Origin of the sequence: Aeromonas sp. QDB54, from assembly GCF_027707385.1 — a bacterium.
Lineage (GTDB): Bacteria > Pseudomonadota > Gammaproteobacteria > Enterobacterales > Aeromonadaceae > Aeromonas > Aeromonas hydrophila.
Genome location: NZ_JAPCIT010000006.1, coordinates 197984 through 213416, shown reverse-complemented (window position 1 = coordinate 213416; position 15433 = coordinate 197984). Strand labels below are relative to the sequence as shown.

Annotated in this window: 11 protein-coding genes and 1 tRNA gene; 6 read left to right on the top strand and 6 right to left on the bottom strand. The window is 63.6% G+C overall.

Going from position 1 to position 15433, the window contains the following annotated elements:
• Positions 1-113: 113 nt before the first annotated feature.
• Positions 114-383 carry a YkvA family protein gene (locus PG881_RS08155; protein WP_011706280.1) on the bottom strand — a complete coding sequence of 90 codons (270 nt, stop codon included), beginning with the start codon at positions 381-383 and terminating at the stop codon, positions 114-116.
• Positions 380-2392, bottom strand: a complete 2013-nt coding sequence (uvrB, locus tag PG881_RS08150; protein WP_270799192.1) for an excinuclease ABC subunit UvrB — start codon at positions 2390-2392, stop codon at positions 380-382. Before uvrB ends, PG881_RS08155 begins: the two co-directional genes overlap by 4 nt.
• A 135-nt stretch (positions 2393-2527) precedes the next feature.
• On the opposite strand from uvrB, the gene PG881_RS08145 reads away from it, so the two are divergent.
• The 6 genes from PG881_RS08145 (at position 2528) to PG881_RS08120 (ending at position 10055) form a co-directional block, all read left to right on the top strand.
• Positions 2528-2603, top strand: a tRNA-Asn gene (locus PG881_RS08145).
• Between the two features lie 775 nt (positions 2604-3378).
• Entirely contained in the window at positions 3379-5064 is a 1686-nt protein-coding gene (locus tag PG881_RS08140; protein WP_011706282.1) for an aspartate:alanine antiporter, read from the top strand.
• A gap of 217 nt (positions 5065-5281) precedes the next feature.
• Positions 5282-6814, top strand: coding sequence for a lytic transglycosylase F (locus PG881_RS08135; RefSeq protein WP_270799190.1), 1533 nt, complete (start codon positions 5282-5284; stop codon positions 6812-6814).
• A 229-nt stretch (positions 6815-7043) separates the two neighbouring features.
• Positions 7044-8009, top strand: a complete 966-nt coding sequence (locus PG881_RS08130; RefSeq protein WP_270799187.1) for a tripartite tricarboxylate transporter substrate binding protein — start codon at positions 7044-7046, stop codon at positions 8007-8009.
• 42 nt (positions 8010-8051) lie between these two features.
• Complete coding sequence (locus tag PG881_RS08125; RefSeq protein WP_270799186.1) at positions 8052-8513, top strand: tripartite tricarboxylate transporter TctB family protein; 462 nt, start codon at positions 8052-8054, stop codon at positions 8511-8513.
• A 9-nt stretch (positions 8514-8522) separates the two neighbouring features.
• Positions 8523-10055, top strand: a complete 1533-nt coding sequence (locus PG881_RS08120; RefSeq protein ID WP_042067466.1) for a tripartite tricarboxylate transporter permease — start codon at positions 8523-8525, stop codon at positions 10053-10055.
• A 78-nt stretch (positions 10056-10133) separates the two neighbouring features.
• On the opposite strand, the gene PG881_RS08115 is transcribed toward PG881_RS08120, so the two are convergent.
• The 4 genes from PG881_RS08115 to PG881_RS08100 all read right to left on the bottom strand — a co-directional run bounded on the left by PG881_RS08115 (position 10134) and on the right by PG881_RS08100 (position 15390).
• On the bottom strand, positions 10134-10799 hold the full coding sequence (locus PG881_RS08115) for a response regulator (protein WP_270799182.1): 666 nt from the start codon (positions 10797-10799) through the stop codon (positions 10134-10136).
• The gene (locus PG881_RS08110; protein ID WP_270799180.1) at positions 10800-12383 is read right to left on the bottom strand and encodes an ATP-binding protein; all 1584 of its coding nucleotides are present in this window, start codon (positions 12381-12383) and stop codon (positions 10800-10802) included. It abuts the gene before it with no gap.
• Positions 12380-13591 carry an ROK family transcriptional regulator gene (locus PG881_RS08105; RefSeq protein WP_270799178.1) on the bottom strand — a complete coding sequence of 404 codons (1212 nt, stop codon included), beginning with the start codon at positions 13589-13591 and terminating at the stop codon, positions 12380-12382. The genes PG881_RS08110 and PG881_RS08105 overlap by 4 nt, the downstream gene beginning before the upstream one ends.
• A 131-nt stretch (positions 13592-13722) precedes the next feature.
• A complete protein-coding gene (locus tag PG881_RS08100) occupies positions 13723-15390 on the bottom strand; it encodes a methyl-accepting chemotaxis protein (protein ID WP_270799177.1) in 1668 nt (555 codons plus the stop codon).
• Positions 15391-15433: the final 43 nt, after the last annotated feature.

Below are 15433 nucleotides of genomic sequence, written 5' to 3'. Positions count from 1 at the left end.
GCATTGAACGCCACAATCTCCCCCACCATGCTCTTTCTTATCACGCCCAAACACAACCGGCATGACACTTTTCATCAAATAGATGGCGATACACCGAGCACGGCCCAGGCGGCCTACTCCCGCTCGGCGAGCGCCGCCCTCACAGCACCGGGCAGGCATAACTCCCAACCCCACAACAAGAGCAGCAACAGGGTCGCATCGTCGAGCCAGCCAACAAATGGCACCACATCGGGGATGAGATCCAGCGGGCTGATGCCGTAGAGCAGGACCAGGATCACCAGCCCCCTGGCCCACCAGGGGGTATCGGGGTGACGAAAACCCCGATAGAGGCGGCGCAAACGCCGCCAGATCAGCCAGCGTCGGGCGCCCGGCAAGGCACTCAACTCTCGATCAACTCGTTGCGCAGCCGCTGGATCTGGTCCCGCAGCGCTGCCGCCTGCTCGAACTCCAGATCCCGTGCATGCTGGAACATCTGCTCTTCCATCCGCTTGATCTCCTTGCTGATCTCGCTGACGGAACGAGCATGGTACTCCCCTTGCGGCTCGGCGGCCTTGCGACTGCCCCGCCCGCTCTTGCCCGCACTGCGACTGCCTCCCATGTCCATCACATCTCCCACCGACTTGTTGAGCCCCGTCGGGGTGATGCCGTGTTCCTGGTTGTGGGCATGCTGCAGGGCGCGGCGCCGCTCGGTCTCTTCGATCGCCACCTGCATGGAGTTGGTGATGGTATCCCCGTAGAGAATGACCTTGCCGTTGAGGTTGCGCGCCGCCCGGCCGATGGTCTGGATGAGGGAGCGGGTGGAGCGCAGGAAACCCTCTTTATCCGCATCCAGGATCGCCACCAGCGAGACCTCCGGCATATCGAGCCCCTCCCGCAACAGGTTGATCCCCACCAACACGTCGAACTTGCCGAGGCGCAGATCGCGAATGATCTCCACCCGCTCGACGGTGTCGATGTCCGAGTGCAGATAACGCACCCGCACCTCGTGATCCGCCAGGTATTCGGTCAGATCCTCCGCCATCCGCTTGGTGAGGGTGGTGACCAGCACCCGCTCCTCCACCGCCACCCGTTTGCGGATCTCGGAGAGCAGGTCGTCCACCTGGGTGGTGACCGGACGCACCTCGATCTCGGGGTCCAGCAGGCCGGTGGGGCGCACCACCTGCTGCACCACATCGCCGCCGGACTTCTCCAGCTCGTAGGGGCCGGGGGTGGCCGAGACAAACACCGTCTGCGGCATCAGCGCCTCGAACTCGTCGAACTTGAGCGGCCGGTTGTCGAGCGCCGAGGGGAGTCGGAAGCCGTACTCCACCAGGGTCTCCTTGCGGGATCTGTCCCCTTTGAACATGGCGCCGATCTGCGGCACCGTGACGTGCGATTCGTCGATGATGAGCAGGCCATCCCCCGGCAGATAGTCAAACAGGGTGGGCGGCGGCTCGCCGGGCGCGCGACCGGAGAGGTAACGACTGTAGTTTTCGATGCCCGAGCAGTAGCCGAGCTCCTGCATCATCTCGATGTCGAACTGGGTGCGCTGGCTGATGCGTTGTTCCTCCACCAGCTTGCCCAGCGACAACAGCTGCTCACGGCGGCTCTTGAGCTCCTCCTTGATGTGCTCGATGGCCCCCAGGATGGTCTCGCGCGGGGTGGCATAGTGGGTCTTGGGATAGATGGTGTAGCGCACCACCGTCTGCTCGATGGCGCCGGTCAGCGGATCGAACAGGGAGAGGCGCTCCACCTCCTCGTCAAACAGCTCCACCCGCAGGGCCAGCTTGTCCGATTCGGCGGGGTAGATGTCGATCACCTCCCCCCGCACCCGGAAGGTGCCACGCTGGAAGGCCATGTCGTTGCGGGTGTACTGCAGCTCAGCGAGGCGACGCAGGATATCCCGCTGATTGATCAGATCCCCCACTTTCAGGTGCAGCATCATGCTGAGGTAGGCTTGCGGATCCCCCAGACCGTAGATGGCCGACACCGAGGCGACGATCACCACATCGCGGCGCTCCAGCAGTGCCTTGGTGGCCGACAGCCGCATCTGCTCGATGTGATCGTTGATGGAGGCATCCTTCTCGATGAAGGTGTCGGTGGTCGGCACATAGGCTTCCGGCTGGTAGTAGTCGTAGTAGGAGACGAAATACTCCACCGAGTTGTCGGGGAAGAACTCCTTCATCTCGCCATAGAGCTGGGCCGCCAGGGTCTTGTTGGGAGCCAGGATCATGGTAGGGCGATTGAGGGTGGCGATGACGTTGGCCATGGTGAAGGTCTTGCCCGAGCCGGTCACCCCGAGCAGGGTCTGATGGGCAAGGCCGGATTCGATGCCATCGAGCAGCTGGGCGATGGCCCTTGGCTGATCCCCGGCGGGTTGAAACTGGCTGGCCAGCTGGAATAACTTGCTCATGACGACTCCCGGCAAAAAAACGCAAGAGCAGAAGTGTACTCCGAGATGGGGTGGGCTGGGTATCCACTCTGCCGGAAGAAGCGGCTATTGACCTCGAAATACGACCTCTGTATGATGCTCCTCCTTGCCTGATGTTCCCCCGTAGTTCAGTCGGTAGAACGGCGGACTGTTAATCCGTATGTCACTGGTTCAAGTCCAGTCGGGGGAGCCAATCTCCTCACCATCTCGGTGCAAGTTATCCACTTTAGTGCTTTCCTCTGCCAATTTTAATGCACAAGCCGTATCCCGCGGTGACGCCTCCCTTTTGATTCCGCATCCGCCCCGGCAGCGTTTTGTTCTGCTGCACCTAACTATTTGATTTTTATAGAAACAATTTATCTCAGGTATTTTTTGAACAGTCCTTGCAACCCAGTATTGGCGCGGGATACAGCCTGATCACCAAGTTTCATGAACAGGGTTATCCACAGATTCTGTGGGTAAGTAGAGCAAAGCCAATGACGGCCTAGGCTGGCAGGCCATTGCCAGCGACGGGCGATGTTTTTCCCTGACGACCTGATTTTCTGCTGTTTTTGGTCACCCCCCTGAATGGGTTGCCATCGCCGCCGACAGATGCCTTTTGCAGATATCTTTTCGCCATCCCGCACAACATGGGTCACTCCCTTGCGACACCCACCGATCGGCTCCCGGACTCATGCCTACCCCTTCAGTCAGATGTGCTGAAAAACCAGGAAAGCGCCCTGTCAAACAGCAGAGAATAAATTTTCAAGCAGAGCGGAAAGACGAGGATCACAGATAGCAGGAATCACTAATTGACAGCGGGGCTGGCAGAGGGAAATAGAGGTCATCACCAGACCCGCCCCGCAGTTTCCCTCACACAGGCGGGCAGCGTGGCGGGTTAGTGCCGATTAATCCTCCTTTGACGCTTCTTTATTGGTGAGGGATCCGGCACAATATCGGCCCCACTTTTTTCCTCGGTTTTTCCGGGCATGACCATAGATTTTGTGACACTGCTACATCAAAGCGACTCCCTGCTGCTGTTCGTGGTACTGGCCTTCGGCCTGCTGCTCGGTAAAGTCAGGTTCGGCAACTTCCAGATCGGCAACACCATCGGCGTGCTCTTCACCGCCCTGCTGTTCGGCCAGATGGGTTTTGAATTCACCGCCACCACGGAGAACGTCGGCTTCATGCTGTTCATCTTCTGCGTGGGGATCGAAGCGGGGCCGCACTTCTTCAGCGTCTTCCTGCGTGACGGCATCCACTACATCACCCTCACTCTGGTGATCCTGCTGACCGCCCTCTTCCTCACCGTCGGGCTGGCCAAGTTCTTCAACCTGGGGCCGGGCATGGCCGCCGGCATCCTGGCCGGCTCGCTCACCTCGACCCCGGCGCTGGTGGGCGCCCAGGATGCCCTGCGCAGCGGCCTGCTCAACCTGCCCCATCAGACCGACATGCAGTCGGTGCTCGACAACATGGGCATCGGCTATGCACTGACCTATCTGGTGGGGCTGGTCGGCCTGATGCTGGTGGTGCGCTACCTGCCTTCGCTGGCACGGCTCGACCTCAACACCGAGGCGCAGAAGATCGCCCGCGAGCGCGGCCTCTCCGACAACGAGAGCCGCAAGACCTACCTGCCCATCATCCGTGCCTACCGGGTCGGCCCGGAGCTGGCGGCCTGGATCGGTGGCCGTACCCTGCGCGAGACCGGCATCTACCCCCACACCGGCTGCTACGTGGAACGGATCCGCCGCAACGGCATCCTGGCGAGCCCGGATGGCGACGCCGTCATTCAGGAAGGGGACGAGATCGCCCTGGTGGGCTACCCCGAGAGCCACGAGAAGCTCGACGTCAACTACCGCAACGGCAAGGAGGTGTTCGACCGCAACCTGCTTGACCTGCAGATCGTCACCGAAGAGATAGTGGTGAAAAACGATGCGGTGGTGGGTCGCCATCTGGTGGAGCTCAACCTCACCGAGAAGGGCTGCTTCCTCAACCGGGTGGTGCGTTCCCAGATCGAGATGCCGTTCGATCGCAACATCATGCTGCAAAAGGGCGACGTGCTGCAGATCAGCGGCGAGAAGCAGCGGGTCAAGCTGCTGGCCAACAAGATTGGCTTCATCAGCATCCACAGCCAGACCACGGATCTGGTGGCCTTCACCACCTTCTTCGTGCTGGGGCTGCTGATAGGCTCCGTCTCCCTGGTATTCGGCCAGCTCGAATTTGGGCTGGGTAACGCCGTCGGCCTGCTGCTGGCGGGGATCCTGATGGGCTACCTGCGCGCCAACCACCCCACGGTCGGCTATGTGCCACCGGGCGCCCTGCGTCTGGCCAAGGATCTCGGCCTGGCGGTGTTCATGGTGAGCACCGGCCTCAAAGCAGGTGGCGGCATTCTGGATCACCTGAGCCAGGTCGGTGCCGTGGTGCTCTTCTCCGGCATGCTGGTGACCACCCTGCCGGTGCTGGTGGGCTACCTGTTCGGGGTCTGGGTGCTGAAGATGAACCCGGCCCTGCTGCTCGGCGCCATCACGGGGGCCCGCACCTGTGCCCCGGCCATGGACGTGGTGAACGAGGCGGCCAACAGCTCCATCCCGGCGCTCGGCTATGCCGGCACCTATGCAGTGGCCAACGTCATGCTGACCCTGGCGGGCTCCTTCATCATCGGCTTCTGGTTCTAGCGCCGACGGCCTGCACAGCACCAAGTACACCAACTCAAGGGGAGCAGCTATGGCTCCCCTTTTCGTTTATGCCGCTCTCCTTTTTGCCTAAGCCCCACCACCTCGCCCCCGCAGGATAGGGCCTATCGTGCTATGTGCCCCTCACCGACCAAACCCAATGAGCTAAAGCGCCCGCCCCATGCCGCTTACACTCAATGAAACACACGAGGGCATCGTCATGATACGGTTATGGATCCTTCTGGGCTGGCTGCTGTGTGGCCCGTTGCAGGCCGCCACGCCAGCGCAAACTTCCCCCGCAGAGGAAGCCAACCCCGAGCCGGCTGCCCTGGCCTTCAGCAGCGACCAGCTGGCCCAGCCCCTGCTTGGCGATCTGGATGCCATGCTGGCACGGCGCACCATCCGGGTGCTCACCACCTACAACAAGACCGGCTATTTCATCTACAAGGGGGTGCAGCGGGGCGTCACCTACGACGCCTTCATCGAGGTGGAGAAGCGGCTCAACGAGCAGCTGCGCAAGCAAAAGAGCCTCAAGCGCCATCTCAAGCTGCACCTGGCCTTCATCCCGGTCGCGCGCGAGGCCCTGCTGGAAGCCCTCATCGCGGGCAAGGGCGACATCGCCGCCGCCAACCTCACCATCACCGAGCGGCGCAAACTGCAGGGGGTGCTCTTTACCGACCCTCTGCTGGAGAACGTGCGGGAACTGCTCATCTCAGGACCTGCCTCTCCCAAGGTAGAGAGCGCCGCCGATCTCGCCGGCCAACGGGTCTATGTGCGCCCCTCCTCCAGCTACTTCGAGAGCCTCACGGCCTACAACCAGGCGCGCAAGGCGGCGGGAGAGCCGCTTGTCGACATCCAGCCGGCCCCGGAGGCGCTGGAGGATGAAGATCTGGTGGAGATGGTCAATGCCGGCCTGCTGCCCTTCATCGTCATGGATGAGCACAAGGCCCGGTTCTGGCAGAAGATCTTCCCCGCCATCCGCATCCATGAGCAGCCAGTGTTCCGCCAAGGGGGGGTCATCGCCTGGGCGGTGCGCAAGGAGAGTCCGCAGTTGCTGGCCATGCTCAATGAACAGATAGCCGCCCTGCGCGGCAAACACAGCGGTGACGCCATCCTGGCCCGCTATCTCAAGCAGAACAAGTTCGTCAAGAGCGCCGCCGCCGACGCCGAGCGCCAGAAGTTTCTGCAGGTGGTGGATCTGTTTCGCGAATATGGCGAGAAATACGAGGTGGACTGGTTGCTGATGGCGGCCCAGGGCTATCAGGAGTCGGCCCTCAATCACAAGGCGCGCAGCCACGTCGGCGCCATCGGCATCATGCAGATCATGCCCGCCACCGGCAAGGGGCTCAAAGTGGGCGACATCCGCCAGCTCGAGCCCAACATCCACGGCGGCGTCAAATACATGCGCTGGATGATCGACCACTACTATGCAGACGAGCCCATGACGGCCCTCGACAAGGCGCTCTTCTCATTCGCCTCCTACAACGCCGGCCCCGCCAGGGTGGCACGGCTGCGCACCGAGGCCAAGAAACGGGGGCTGGATCCCAACGTCTGGTTTCACAACGTCGAGTACGTGGCGGCGGAGAAGATTGGGCCGGAAACCGTGACCTACGTGGGCAACATCTACAAATACTACATCGCCTACAAGCTGGTGATGGAGCAGTTGCAGCGCAGGCAGCAGGCGACCGAGGCCATCAAGCAGCAGGGCACCGGCGGCGACCAGGTCTCCGCCGCACCCGCATCACAGGGATAAGCCAGATCGTCATCCGCGAGGCTCCCGTCAGATGGGGAGCCGCGCGCCTTTTCAGCCGTCACCGCAGTACCATTCTGACGACCTTCAGCCCCGTCATGACCCTGCCTCACCCTGCCGTGACCAGAATGAACACAATGACCACAACAGCCTTAATAGCCATTACGGTCAGATTGTTTGCCGACCAATCGCGATTAATTAACCTTCCTGCAACAATCACAAGGAGTACACCATGTTGCAAGGAACCCTCAAACGCACGTTGCTCTGCTGCCTGCTGGGCGCCAGCCTCGGCGCCCAGGCCAAGATCGACGAAATCCACTTCCTCATTCCGGGCGGTGCCGGCGGCGGCTGGGACAACACCGCCCGCGGCACCGGCGAGGCGCTGACCAAATCCGGCCTCATCACCACCGCCTCCTACCAGAACATCTCGGCCGGTGGCGGTGCCAAGGCCATCGCTCACCTCATCGAGACCTCGGCCCAGTCCGACAAGACCCTGATGGTCAACTCCACCCCCATCATCGTCAAATCCCTCTCCAAGGAGCTGCCGCAATCGTTCCGGGATCTCACCCCGGTGGCCGCCATCATCGCCGACTACCAGGCGCTGGCCGTGCCGCTGGACTCCCCCTATCAGAGCTGGCCCCAGCTGCTGGCCGCCTATCAGGAGAACCCCGCCAAGGTGAAGATTGCCGGCGGTTCCGCCCGTGGCAGCCTGGATCATCTGGTGGCGGCCATGACCTTCAAGAATGCCGGGGCCGATGCCGGCAAGCTGCGCTACGTGGCCTATGACGCCGGTGGCAGCGCCATGGCGGCGGTGCTGGCAGGAGAAACCCAGGTGCTCTCCACCGGCTTTGGCGAGGCGATGGAGGCGGTCAAGTCGGGCCAGATGCGGATCCTCGGCATGACGGCCCCGACCCGGATGCCGGATGCGAGCGAGGTGCCCACCTTCAGCGAGCAGGGCAACCCCACGGTATTTGCCAACTGGCGCGGCTATTTCGCCTCCCCCGCCGTCAGCGCCGACAAGTCGGCCGAATTCGCCGCCCTGCTCAAGCAGATGTATGACAAACCGGAGTGGGAGACGGTGCGGGCGCGCAACAGCTGGATCAACCAGTATCAATCCGGCCCCGAGTTCACGGCTTTTCTCAACAGCCAGGAGCAACAAATTGGCGGCCTGATGCGCGAGCTCGGCTTCATCAAGTAACCCTCAGCCTGTGGCGGGTTCGCCCCGCCCATCGGAGTCATCATGCGACTGACCAAGGAACGGTTCGGGGGGCTGCTGTTTTTGCTGCTCTCCCTCGCCTACGGCTATCACGCCACCCAGATCCCCGGCTACCCGGGGGACGAATATGAACCCTTTACCGCCAGCACCCTGCCCTATGCCCTGGCCGGAGCCGGGGTCCTGCTCTCCCTGTTGCTGATCTGCTCAGCGGGGGGAGAACCACTGGGCAAGGAGTCCGGCAACTGGCGGCTGGTGTTCGCCCTGTTGCTGCTGATGCTGGCCTACGGCCTGGCCCTTGGCTGGCTCGGCTTTCTGGTCGCCACCACCCTGTTTCTCATCGGCGGGATCCGGCTGATGGGCGAGCAGAGCCTCGCCTTCGCCTGCAAGGTGAGCCTACCGTTCACCCTCATCTTCTGGGCCCTGCTCACCAAGGGGCTCAACGTCTACCTCGAGCCGGGCCGGCTGTTCACCCAGTTGCTGGGATAAGGAGAACCCATGTTAGACGGCATTCTGCAAGGACTGGGCACCGCCATGATGCCCATCAACATCTTCATGGTGATCGTCGGCTGTTTCGTCGGCACCTTCATCGGCATGCTGCCGGGCCTTGGGCCCGTCACCGCCATCGCCCTGATGATCCCCATCACCTACGGGCTGGATCCCGCCTCCGGCATCATTTTGATGGCCGGGGTCTATTACGGCTCCATGTTCGGCGGCTCCACCTCCTCCATCCTGATCAACACCCCGGGCTGCTCCGCCAGCATGATCACCGCCATCGATGGCTATCCGCTGGCCTGCAAGGGGCAGGCGGGCAAGGCGCTGGCCATCGCCGCCTACGCCTCCTTCACCGGCGGCACTCTATCGGCCATCTTCCTGATGGTGGCGGCACCGCTGCTGGCCAAGGTCTCCCTCTCGTTCCAGTCGGCAGACTACTTCGCCCTCATGGTACTGGGGCTCTCAGCGGTGGCGGCCTTTGCCGGCAAGGGCCAGGTGCTCAAGGCGCTGATCATGGCGCTGTTCGGCATCATGCTCTCCACCGTCGGCATCGACCGCAGCGTCGGGGTGGACAGGTTCACCTTCGGTCTACCGGACTTGCGCGACGGCTTCTCCTTCCTGCTGCTGGCCATGGCCACCTTCGCCCTGGCGGAGATCCTGATGACGGTGCTGCGCCCGGGCAAGGACACCAGCAAGGAGGAGGCGCGCAAGATCCAGCAGCTCGGCTCCCTCAAGTTGAGCAGGGACGAGGTCAAAGAGATAGCGCCCCCCATCGCCCGCTCCTCGGTGATGGGTTTCCTCATCGGCGTGCTGCCGGGGGCCGGTGCCACCATCGCCTCCTTCATGGCCTATGGCGCCGAGCGCAACTTCGCCAGCAAGCGCAGGCAGGAGGAGTTCGGCAAGGGCAGCCTGACCGGCATCGCCGCGCCGGAGGCGGCCAACAACGCCGCCTCCAGCGGGGCCTTCGTGCCGCTGCTGACCCTGGGGATCCCGGGCTCCGGCACCACGGCGCTGATGCTGGGGGCCCTCATCGCCTACGGCATCCAGCCGGGCCCGCGCCTGTTCATGGAGCATCCGGATGTGTTCTGGTCGGTGATCATCTCCATGTACCTGGGCAACGTGGTGCTGTTGATCCTCAACCTGCCGCTCATCCCTTATCTGGCCAAGATCCTGCAGGTGCCGCGCCCCGTGCTCATTCCCATGGTGCTGCTGTTCTCGCTGATCGGGGTCTATCTGGTCTCCTTCAACACCATGGACATCTATGTGATGGCGCTGGTGGCGCTGATCGCCATCGGCCTGCGCCTGCTGGACTTCCCCATGGCGCCCATGCTGCTCGGCTTCATTCTGGGGGGCATGCTGGAGGACAACCTGCGCCGGGCCCTGGTGATCAACGACGGCTCCCTGAGCTTCCTGTGGGAGCGCCCCATCACCCTCGCCTTCACGCTGATCACCCTGGTGATGCTGCTGTTGCCGGTGTGGCAGTGGTGGCAGGCGCGCCGCGCACCGGCCGCCACACTGCAATCCGAGCCGAGCTGAGTTGGCGGATCCCACACAGCAAAAGAGCGCCGACAGGCGCTCTTTTTATTGGCAAGACGAGATGGGGGGCTATCTCGCTCAGGGCTGGCGATAACGCCGCTCCGGCCGGCCCACGGTGCCGTACTCCAGCTCCGGGCTCGCCAGCTGCTGCCCCACCAAAAACTCCAGATAGCGGCGCGCCGTGGTGCGGCTCACCCCGACCCGGTTGCCTATCTCCTCGGCGCTGGCCCCCTGCGATCCCAGCGCCGCCAGCACCCGCTGCAGGGTGAGCCCGTCGATCCCCTTGGGCAGGCCGCCCGCCGCCACCTGCTGCAACGGCGTCCCCAGCAGGGCGTCCACCGCCTGCTGATCGATGTCGGCCAGCGCCGCCAGGGCAGCGCGGTTCTGGCAATATTTGTCGAGGGTGTCGCGCAGCCGCTCGAACACCACGGGCTTGAGGATGAAATCCACCACCCCGAGCCGCATTGCCTCCTGCAGGGCGCCGGCCTCCCGCGCCGCGGTGAGCAGTATCACGTCGAGGGAAGCTCCCGCCTGGCGCAGCTCCCGCAGCAGGGCAAAGCCCTCGCCATCGGGCAGCCAGACGTCCAGCAGCACCAGCTCGGGCTTGAGGATCTCTATCTGCTCCCTGGCATCGAACAGAGTGAGCGCCACCCCCAGCACCTCGAAACCCGCCAGCCGCTGCACGAAGCGGCGGTGGATCTCGGCAATGGCCGGGTCATCCTCGACGATCAGGATCTTGATCACTCACACCTCCTTGGGAATGTAACAGACGACGCAACTCCCCTGCGCCGTGGCTTCGATGGTGATCTGCCCCTGCAGGGCATCCAGGGTCTTGCGCACCAGCGCGAGGCCGATGCCATGATCCGGCTCCGCCTTGCTGCTGACGCCCCGCTCGAACAGGCGATCCGCCAGCGCGGGATCGATCCCCCCCGCCCCGTCTTCCACCTCCAGAATGAGATCCTGGCCGAGATCGCTCAGCGCCACCCGCACCGGCCGGTAGGGGGCACCGTGGCGACGGGTCGCCTCGAAGGCATTGTCGATGAGGTTGCCCAGTACCGTCACCAGCTGGGAGCCGCTGACGCGAAGGGGAATGTCGTGCAGGCGCGAATCCGGGTCCACCTCCAACACCAGCCCCAGCTCGTGAGCCCTGTGGTATTTGCCGAGCAGCAGGCCGGCCACCTTGGGCTTGGCGATGGCGCGCAGCAGGAAGCTGAGCAGGCTCTGCTCGGTGGCCGCCTCCCGCCCGATGAAGGCGAGCGCCTCGCGGGTGGCCCCGAGCTCGATGAGCCCGGCGATGGTGCCGAGCTGGTTGTGGTGTTCGTGGGTCTGCACCCGTAGCAGATCGCTGTAGGCCTGCACCTGAGAGAGCTGGGCGCTCAGTTCGGCCAGCTCGTCCTTGCGCCGAAAGCTCGATACCGCGCCGATCAGCTTGCCATCGCGCACCAGCGGCAGCCGGTTGACGATGAGGGACTGGCCGTTGAGCACTATCTCCTCGTCAAACTGGGGGCGCGGATCCTGAATGAGGGAGAGCATACGGCTCTCCGGCAGCAGCCGGGTGACGGGTTGGCCGATGGCGGCCCGGGCCGTCTGCTCGTCAAGGCGCAGCAAGCGGATGCCATTGGGATTGAGGGAGGTGAGCCGGCCCTGCTCGTCGATGGTGAGGATCCCCTCGCGCACGGTGCGCAGGGTGCAGTCGAGTTCAGCATAGAGGCGGCCGATCTGCTCGGGCTCGAAGCCAAGGATGGCACGTTTGTAACGGCGGGCCAGCCAGGCGGCGGCCAGGCTGTTGAGCAGCACGATGAGCAGGGTCATGGCGAGGCCGAAACGCAGGAACCCCTGCAGATCCGCCTCGATATCCCGCACCAGATAACCGACCGAGACCACCCCGATGATCTGACCGAGCTCATCGCGGATGGGGCTCTTGCCGCGCACCGAGACCCCGAGGGACCCTTGCGCACGGGAGATGTAGGCCTCCCCCTGCAGCGCCCGCTTCGGATCATCCCCCATCATGGGTTGGCCGATGCGATCCGCATTGGGGTGCACCAGCCGGCGCGCGTCTTTGTCGCCGATGACGATGTAGCTGGCGCCGACTTCGGTGCGGATCCGCTCCACCAGCACGTTGAGACGGGCGGTGTCGGCCCGCTTCACCCCGGCCAGCACGCCCTGCTCGCGGGCCACCAGCCGCGCCACGTCGAGGGCCTGATCCCCCACCTCGCGGTAGCGCTGCTCGGACACATAGTAGTAACTGGCCCCGCTCAGCAGCACCAGCTGCAGCAGACTGACCAGACAGAGCATGAGGAGGATGCGTCCTTGCAACCCCAACTTCATGCCTCCTTGTCGCCTCGCAACAAGTCGAGCAGCAGGCTGCCGTCGCGCAGAGCCTTGTGCACCTGCACCGAGGTGGGTTTGGTGGGATCTTCGTAGAAGTGGGTGGATTCAATCTGCAGCCGCACCAGGTATTCGGCCGGCAATTGGCTTGCCAGCGACTGGTGCAGCATGGGGAACAGCAGCCGATCGGCGCGGGTGATTTCCCCCCCCAGCAGCAGCTTGCCCGGATTGAGCAGGCAGATGAGGTTGGAGAGCACCCGGGAGAGCCGCCCCGCCGCCTGATGGAGGATGTCCTGGCAGAGGCTGTTGCCCGCCAGCGCCAGCTCGCACAGCTCACGAATGGTAACGCTCTCCGGCAGATCGTACTCCTGCATCCGCTCGCGCAGATCCCGGTACTGGGCTTCGAGCGCCTGATTGGTCACTAGCGTGCAGGCACAGCCAAAGCCGCCGCAATAGCAGCGCTGACCGTAGGGCTCAAGCTGCAGGTGGCTGAGATCGCCGAGCAGGGCCGACTCGCTCTCGATGAGCTGGCCGTTGACCACCATGCCGACCCCGATGTCGTTGTGCACGAACACCAGTACCGCATCGGCGCAGTTCTTGGCGGCCCCCCACTCACGCTCGGCCTGGATCCAGGTGCGCACGTCGCCACTCACCAGCACGGGCACCGCGAAGGCCTCCTGCAGGGTGGGGCCGAGCGGCCAGTTGCGCAGATCGTAGAAGGGGAAGTGTTTGACCATGCCGGAGTGGCGCTCCACCTGGCCCGGCAGGCAGAGGGCGATGCAGGCGAGGCGCAGCGCCTTCTTGGGCAAGAAGCCCTCAATGGCCCGCACCAGGCTGGCCAGCAGGTCGGCGCGCTCCCCTTCGCTGAAGACATGGCGATGACGGGCGAGCGAGCGACCGGCCAGATCGAACAGCGCCATGTCCACATAGCCGCGGCCAAGGCGCATGGAGAGAAACTGGAAGCGGCGCTCATTGATGCGCAGCAGGATCTGGCGGCGACCGCGCCCCACCGAGCTCTCGCCACAGGTGACCACCAGACCGCCGTCGAGCAGCTCGCGGGTGATCTTGGTGATGCTGGCAGGCGAAAGGCCGGTCAAGCGGGAGAGATCGGTACGGGACAGCTCCTTGTGCTCCTCCAGGCTGGCGTAGACCAGGCCATAGTTGAGCTGACGGATCAAATCGATACTGCCTTTCACGATCTCATTCATAGGGTACGGGGCAAGGGCTGACACAGAGGGGGCCAATTTTCACATATTATTGGTCAATCCCCAAATAAAGTGCGGCCTGAACCGGGGTTCAGGCCGCATCTTGTGAGGGACATCCCCCTCTTGTCACCCCATCAGTAGCGGAACTGGGAGACCAGCTTGCGCAGTTTGTCGCCGGTGCTGGCGAGATCGCGGGTGGTGCTGTTGGACTCGACCGCCGCGTCGGTCAGCTCGCTGACGATCTGCTGAATGGCCACCAGGTTCTTGTTGATCTCCTCGGAGACCGCATGCTGCTCCTCGGCGGCAGTGGCTATCTGGATGTTCATGTCGTTGATGGTGCTGACCGCCATCACCATGCTGTCGAGGGAGGTGGCGATGTGGCTCGCCTCCTGCACCGTCTCCTGGCTGCGCTCCTCGCTCGCCTGCATCACGTCCACCGCCTGCTTCACCCCGCCCTGCAGGCGCTGCAGCATCTCGTTGATCTCCTTGGTGCTCTGCTGGGTGCGACCGGCGAGCGATCGGACTTCGTCCGCCACCACCGCAAAGCCGCGCCCCTGCTCGCCGGCCCGGGCCGCCTCGATGGCGGCGTTGAGCGCCAGCAGGTTGGTCTGCTCGGCAATGCCGCGAATGACCTCCACCACGGATCCTATCTTGGCGGTCTCCTGCGCCAGCTGCTCGATGACGCCGGAGGCGGTGTGCACCTCGCCCACCAGCCGGTTGATGCTGTTGATGGCGGTGCCCACCACGCCGCGAGCCGCATCGGATTCACGCGCCGCGTCGCTGGTGGCGGTGGCCGCGTTGGAGGCGCTGGCCGCCACTTCCTGGGCAGTGGAGCTCATCTCGGTCACTGCGGTGACCACCTGATCGGTCTCCCGGCTGTGGCCGTGCATCTGATGGTCATAGTGCTCGCTCAGGTGGTGCAGTTTCTCCACCGCGCTGAACAGATGATTGCTGGTCTCACCCACCTGGCTCACCACCGACTGGATCCGCGTCACGAAGCGGTTGAAGGCGGTGGCCAGCTGACCAATCTCGTCATGGCTCTGCACCTTGAGGCGCTGGGTCAGATCCCCCTCCCCGTCGGCGATGTCGTTGAGGGCCGAGACCGCATCCGCCAGCGGCCGGGTGACCCGGTTGCCGATCACCACGGTGGCGGCCAGGGTCACCCCCAGGATCACCAGGATCAACAGCACGCTACTCTGCAGCGAGTCACGCATGTTGCTCTCGCGCTCGGTGCGCAGCACCGCCAGCTCGTTGTCGATGTCATCGATGTAAAAGCCGGTGCCGATGACCCACTGGTACTTGTCGAGCACCAGGTTGAAGGAGAGCTTGGGCGCATCCCGGCCGATGGAGGGCTTGGCGGTCCAGTATTCGGAGAAGCCATCCCCCTGGCGCGCCGCCTTGACGATCTCCTGGATCAGCAGCTTGCCCTTGGCATCCTTGTCCTGCCAGCGGTTCTTGCCTTCCATCTCGGGGCGGGTGGGCAGCAGTATGGTGTTGCCCTGAAAGTCGTAGACGAAGAAGTAGCCGTCACTGCTGTAGCGCAGCGGCCGCAGCAGCTCGGTCACCTGCTTGCGCACCGCCGGGCTGTCTGGCTGGTTGTAGACGGCATCGATGGCGGTCTTGGCCAGCATCAGGTAGCTGCTGAGCAACGCCTTGCGATCCTTGATGGCATTTTCTCGCGCCACCACCAGATCGGCTTCCAGGTCACTCTTTGAAATCATGTAGTTGCTGAAATTGACCACCAGGGCCATCAGGAGCACGGGGACGGCTCCCAACAACAGAATTTTCTGCTTTAGCGTCATCTTTCACATCCTTGCAGCTATTTTTATGGGCGTTCCGTTCCTA

Bases quoted from the DNA above. Each gene is read 5' to 3' on its own strand.
- PG881_RS08100 (WP_270799177.1), bottom strand. From the start codon at position 15,390: ATGACGCTAAAGCAGAAAATTCTGTTGTTGGGAGCCGTCCCCGTGCTC.
- PG881_RS08130 (WP_270799187.1), top strand. From the start codon at position 7,044: ATGTTGCAAGGAACCCTCAAACGCACGTTGCTCTGCTGCCTGCTGGGC.
- PG881_RS08110 (WP_270799180.1), bottom strand. From the start codon at position 12,383: ATGAAGTTGGGGTTGCAAGGACGCATCCTCCTCATGCTCTGTCTGGTC.
- uvrB (WP_270799192.1), bottom strand. From the start codon at position 2,392: ATGAGCAAGTTATTCCAGCTGGCCAGCCAGTTTCAACCCGCCGGGGAT.
- PG881_RS08140 (WP_011706282.1), top strand. From the start codon at position 3,379: ATGACCATAGATTTTGTGACACTGCTACATCAAAGCGACTCCCTGCTG.
- PG881_RS08105 (WP_270799178.1), bottom strand. From the start codon at position 13,591: ATGAATGAGATCGTGAAAGGCAGTATCGATTTGATCCGTCAGCTCAAC.
- PG881_RS08125 (WP_270799186.1), top strand. From the start codon at position 8,052: ATGCGACTGACCAAGGAACGGTTCGGGGGGCTGCTGTTTTTGCTGCTC.
- PG881_RS08135 (WP_270799190.1), top strand. From the start codon at position 5,282: ATGATACGGTTATGGATCCTTCTGGGCTGGCTGCTGTGTGGCCCGTTG.
- PG881_RS08120 (WP_042067466.1), top strand. From the start codon at position 8,523: ATGTTAGACGGCATTCTGCAAGGACTGGGCACCGCCATGATGCCCATC.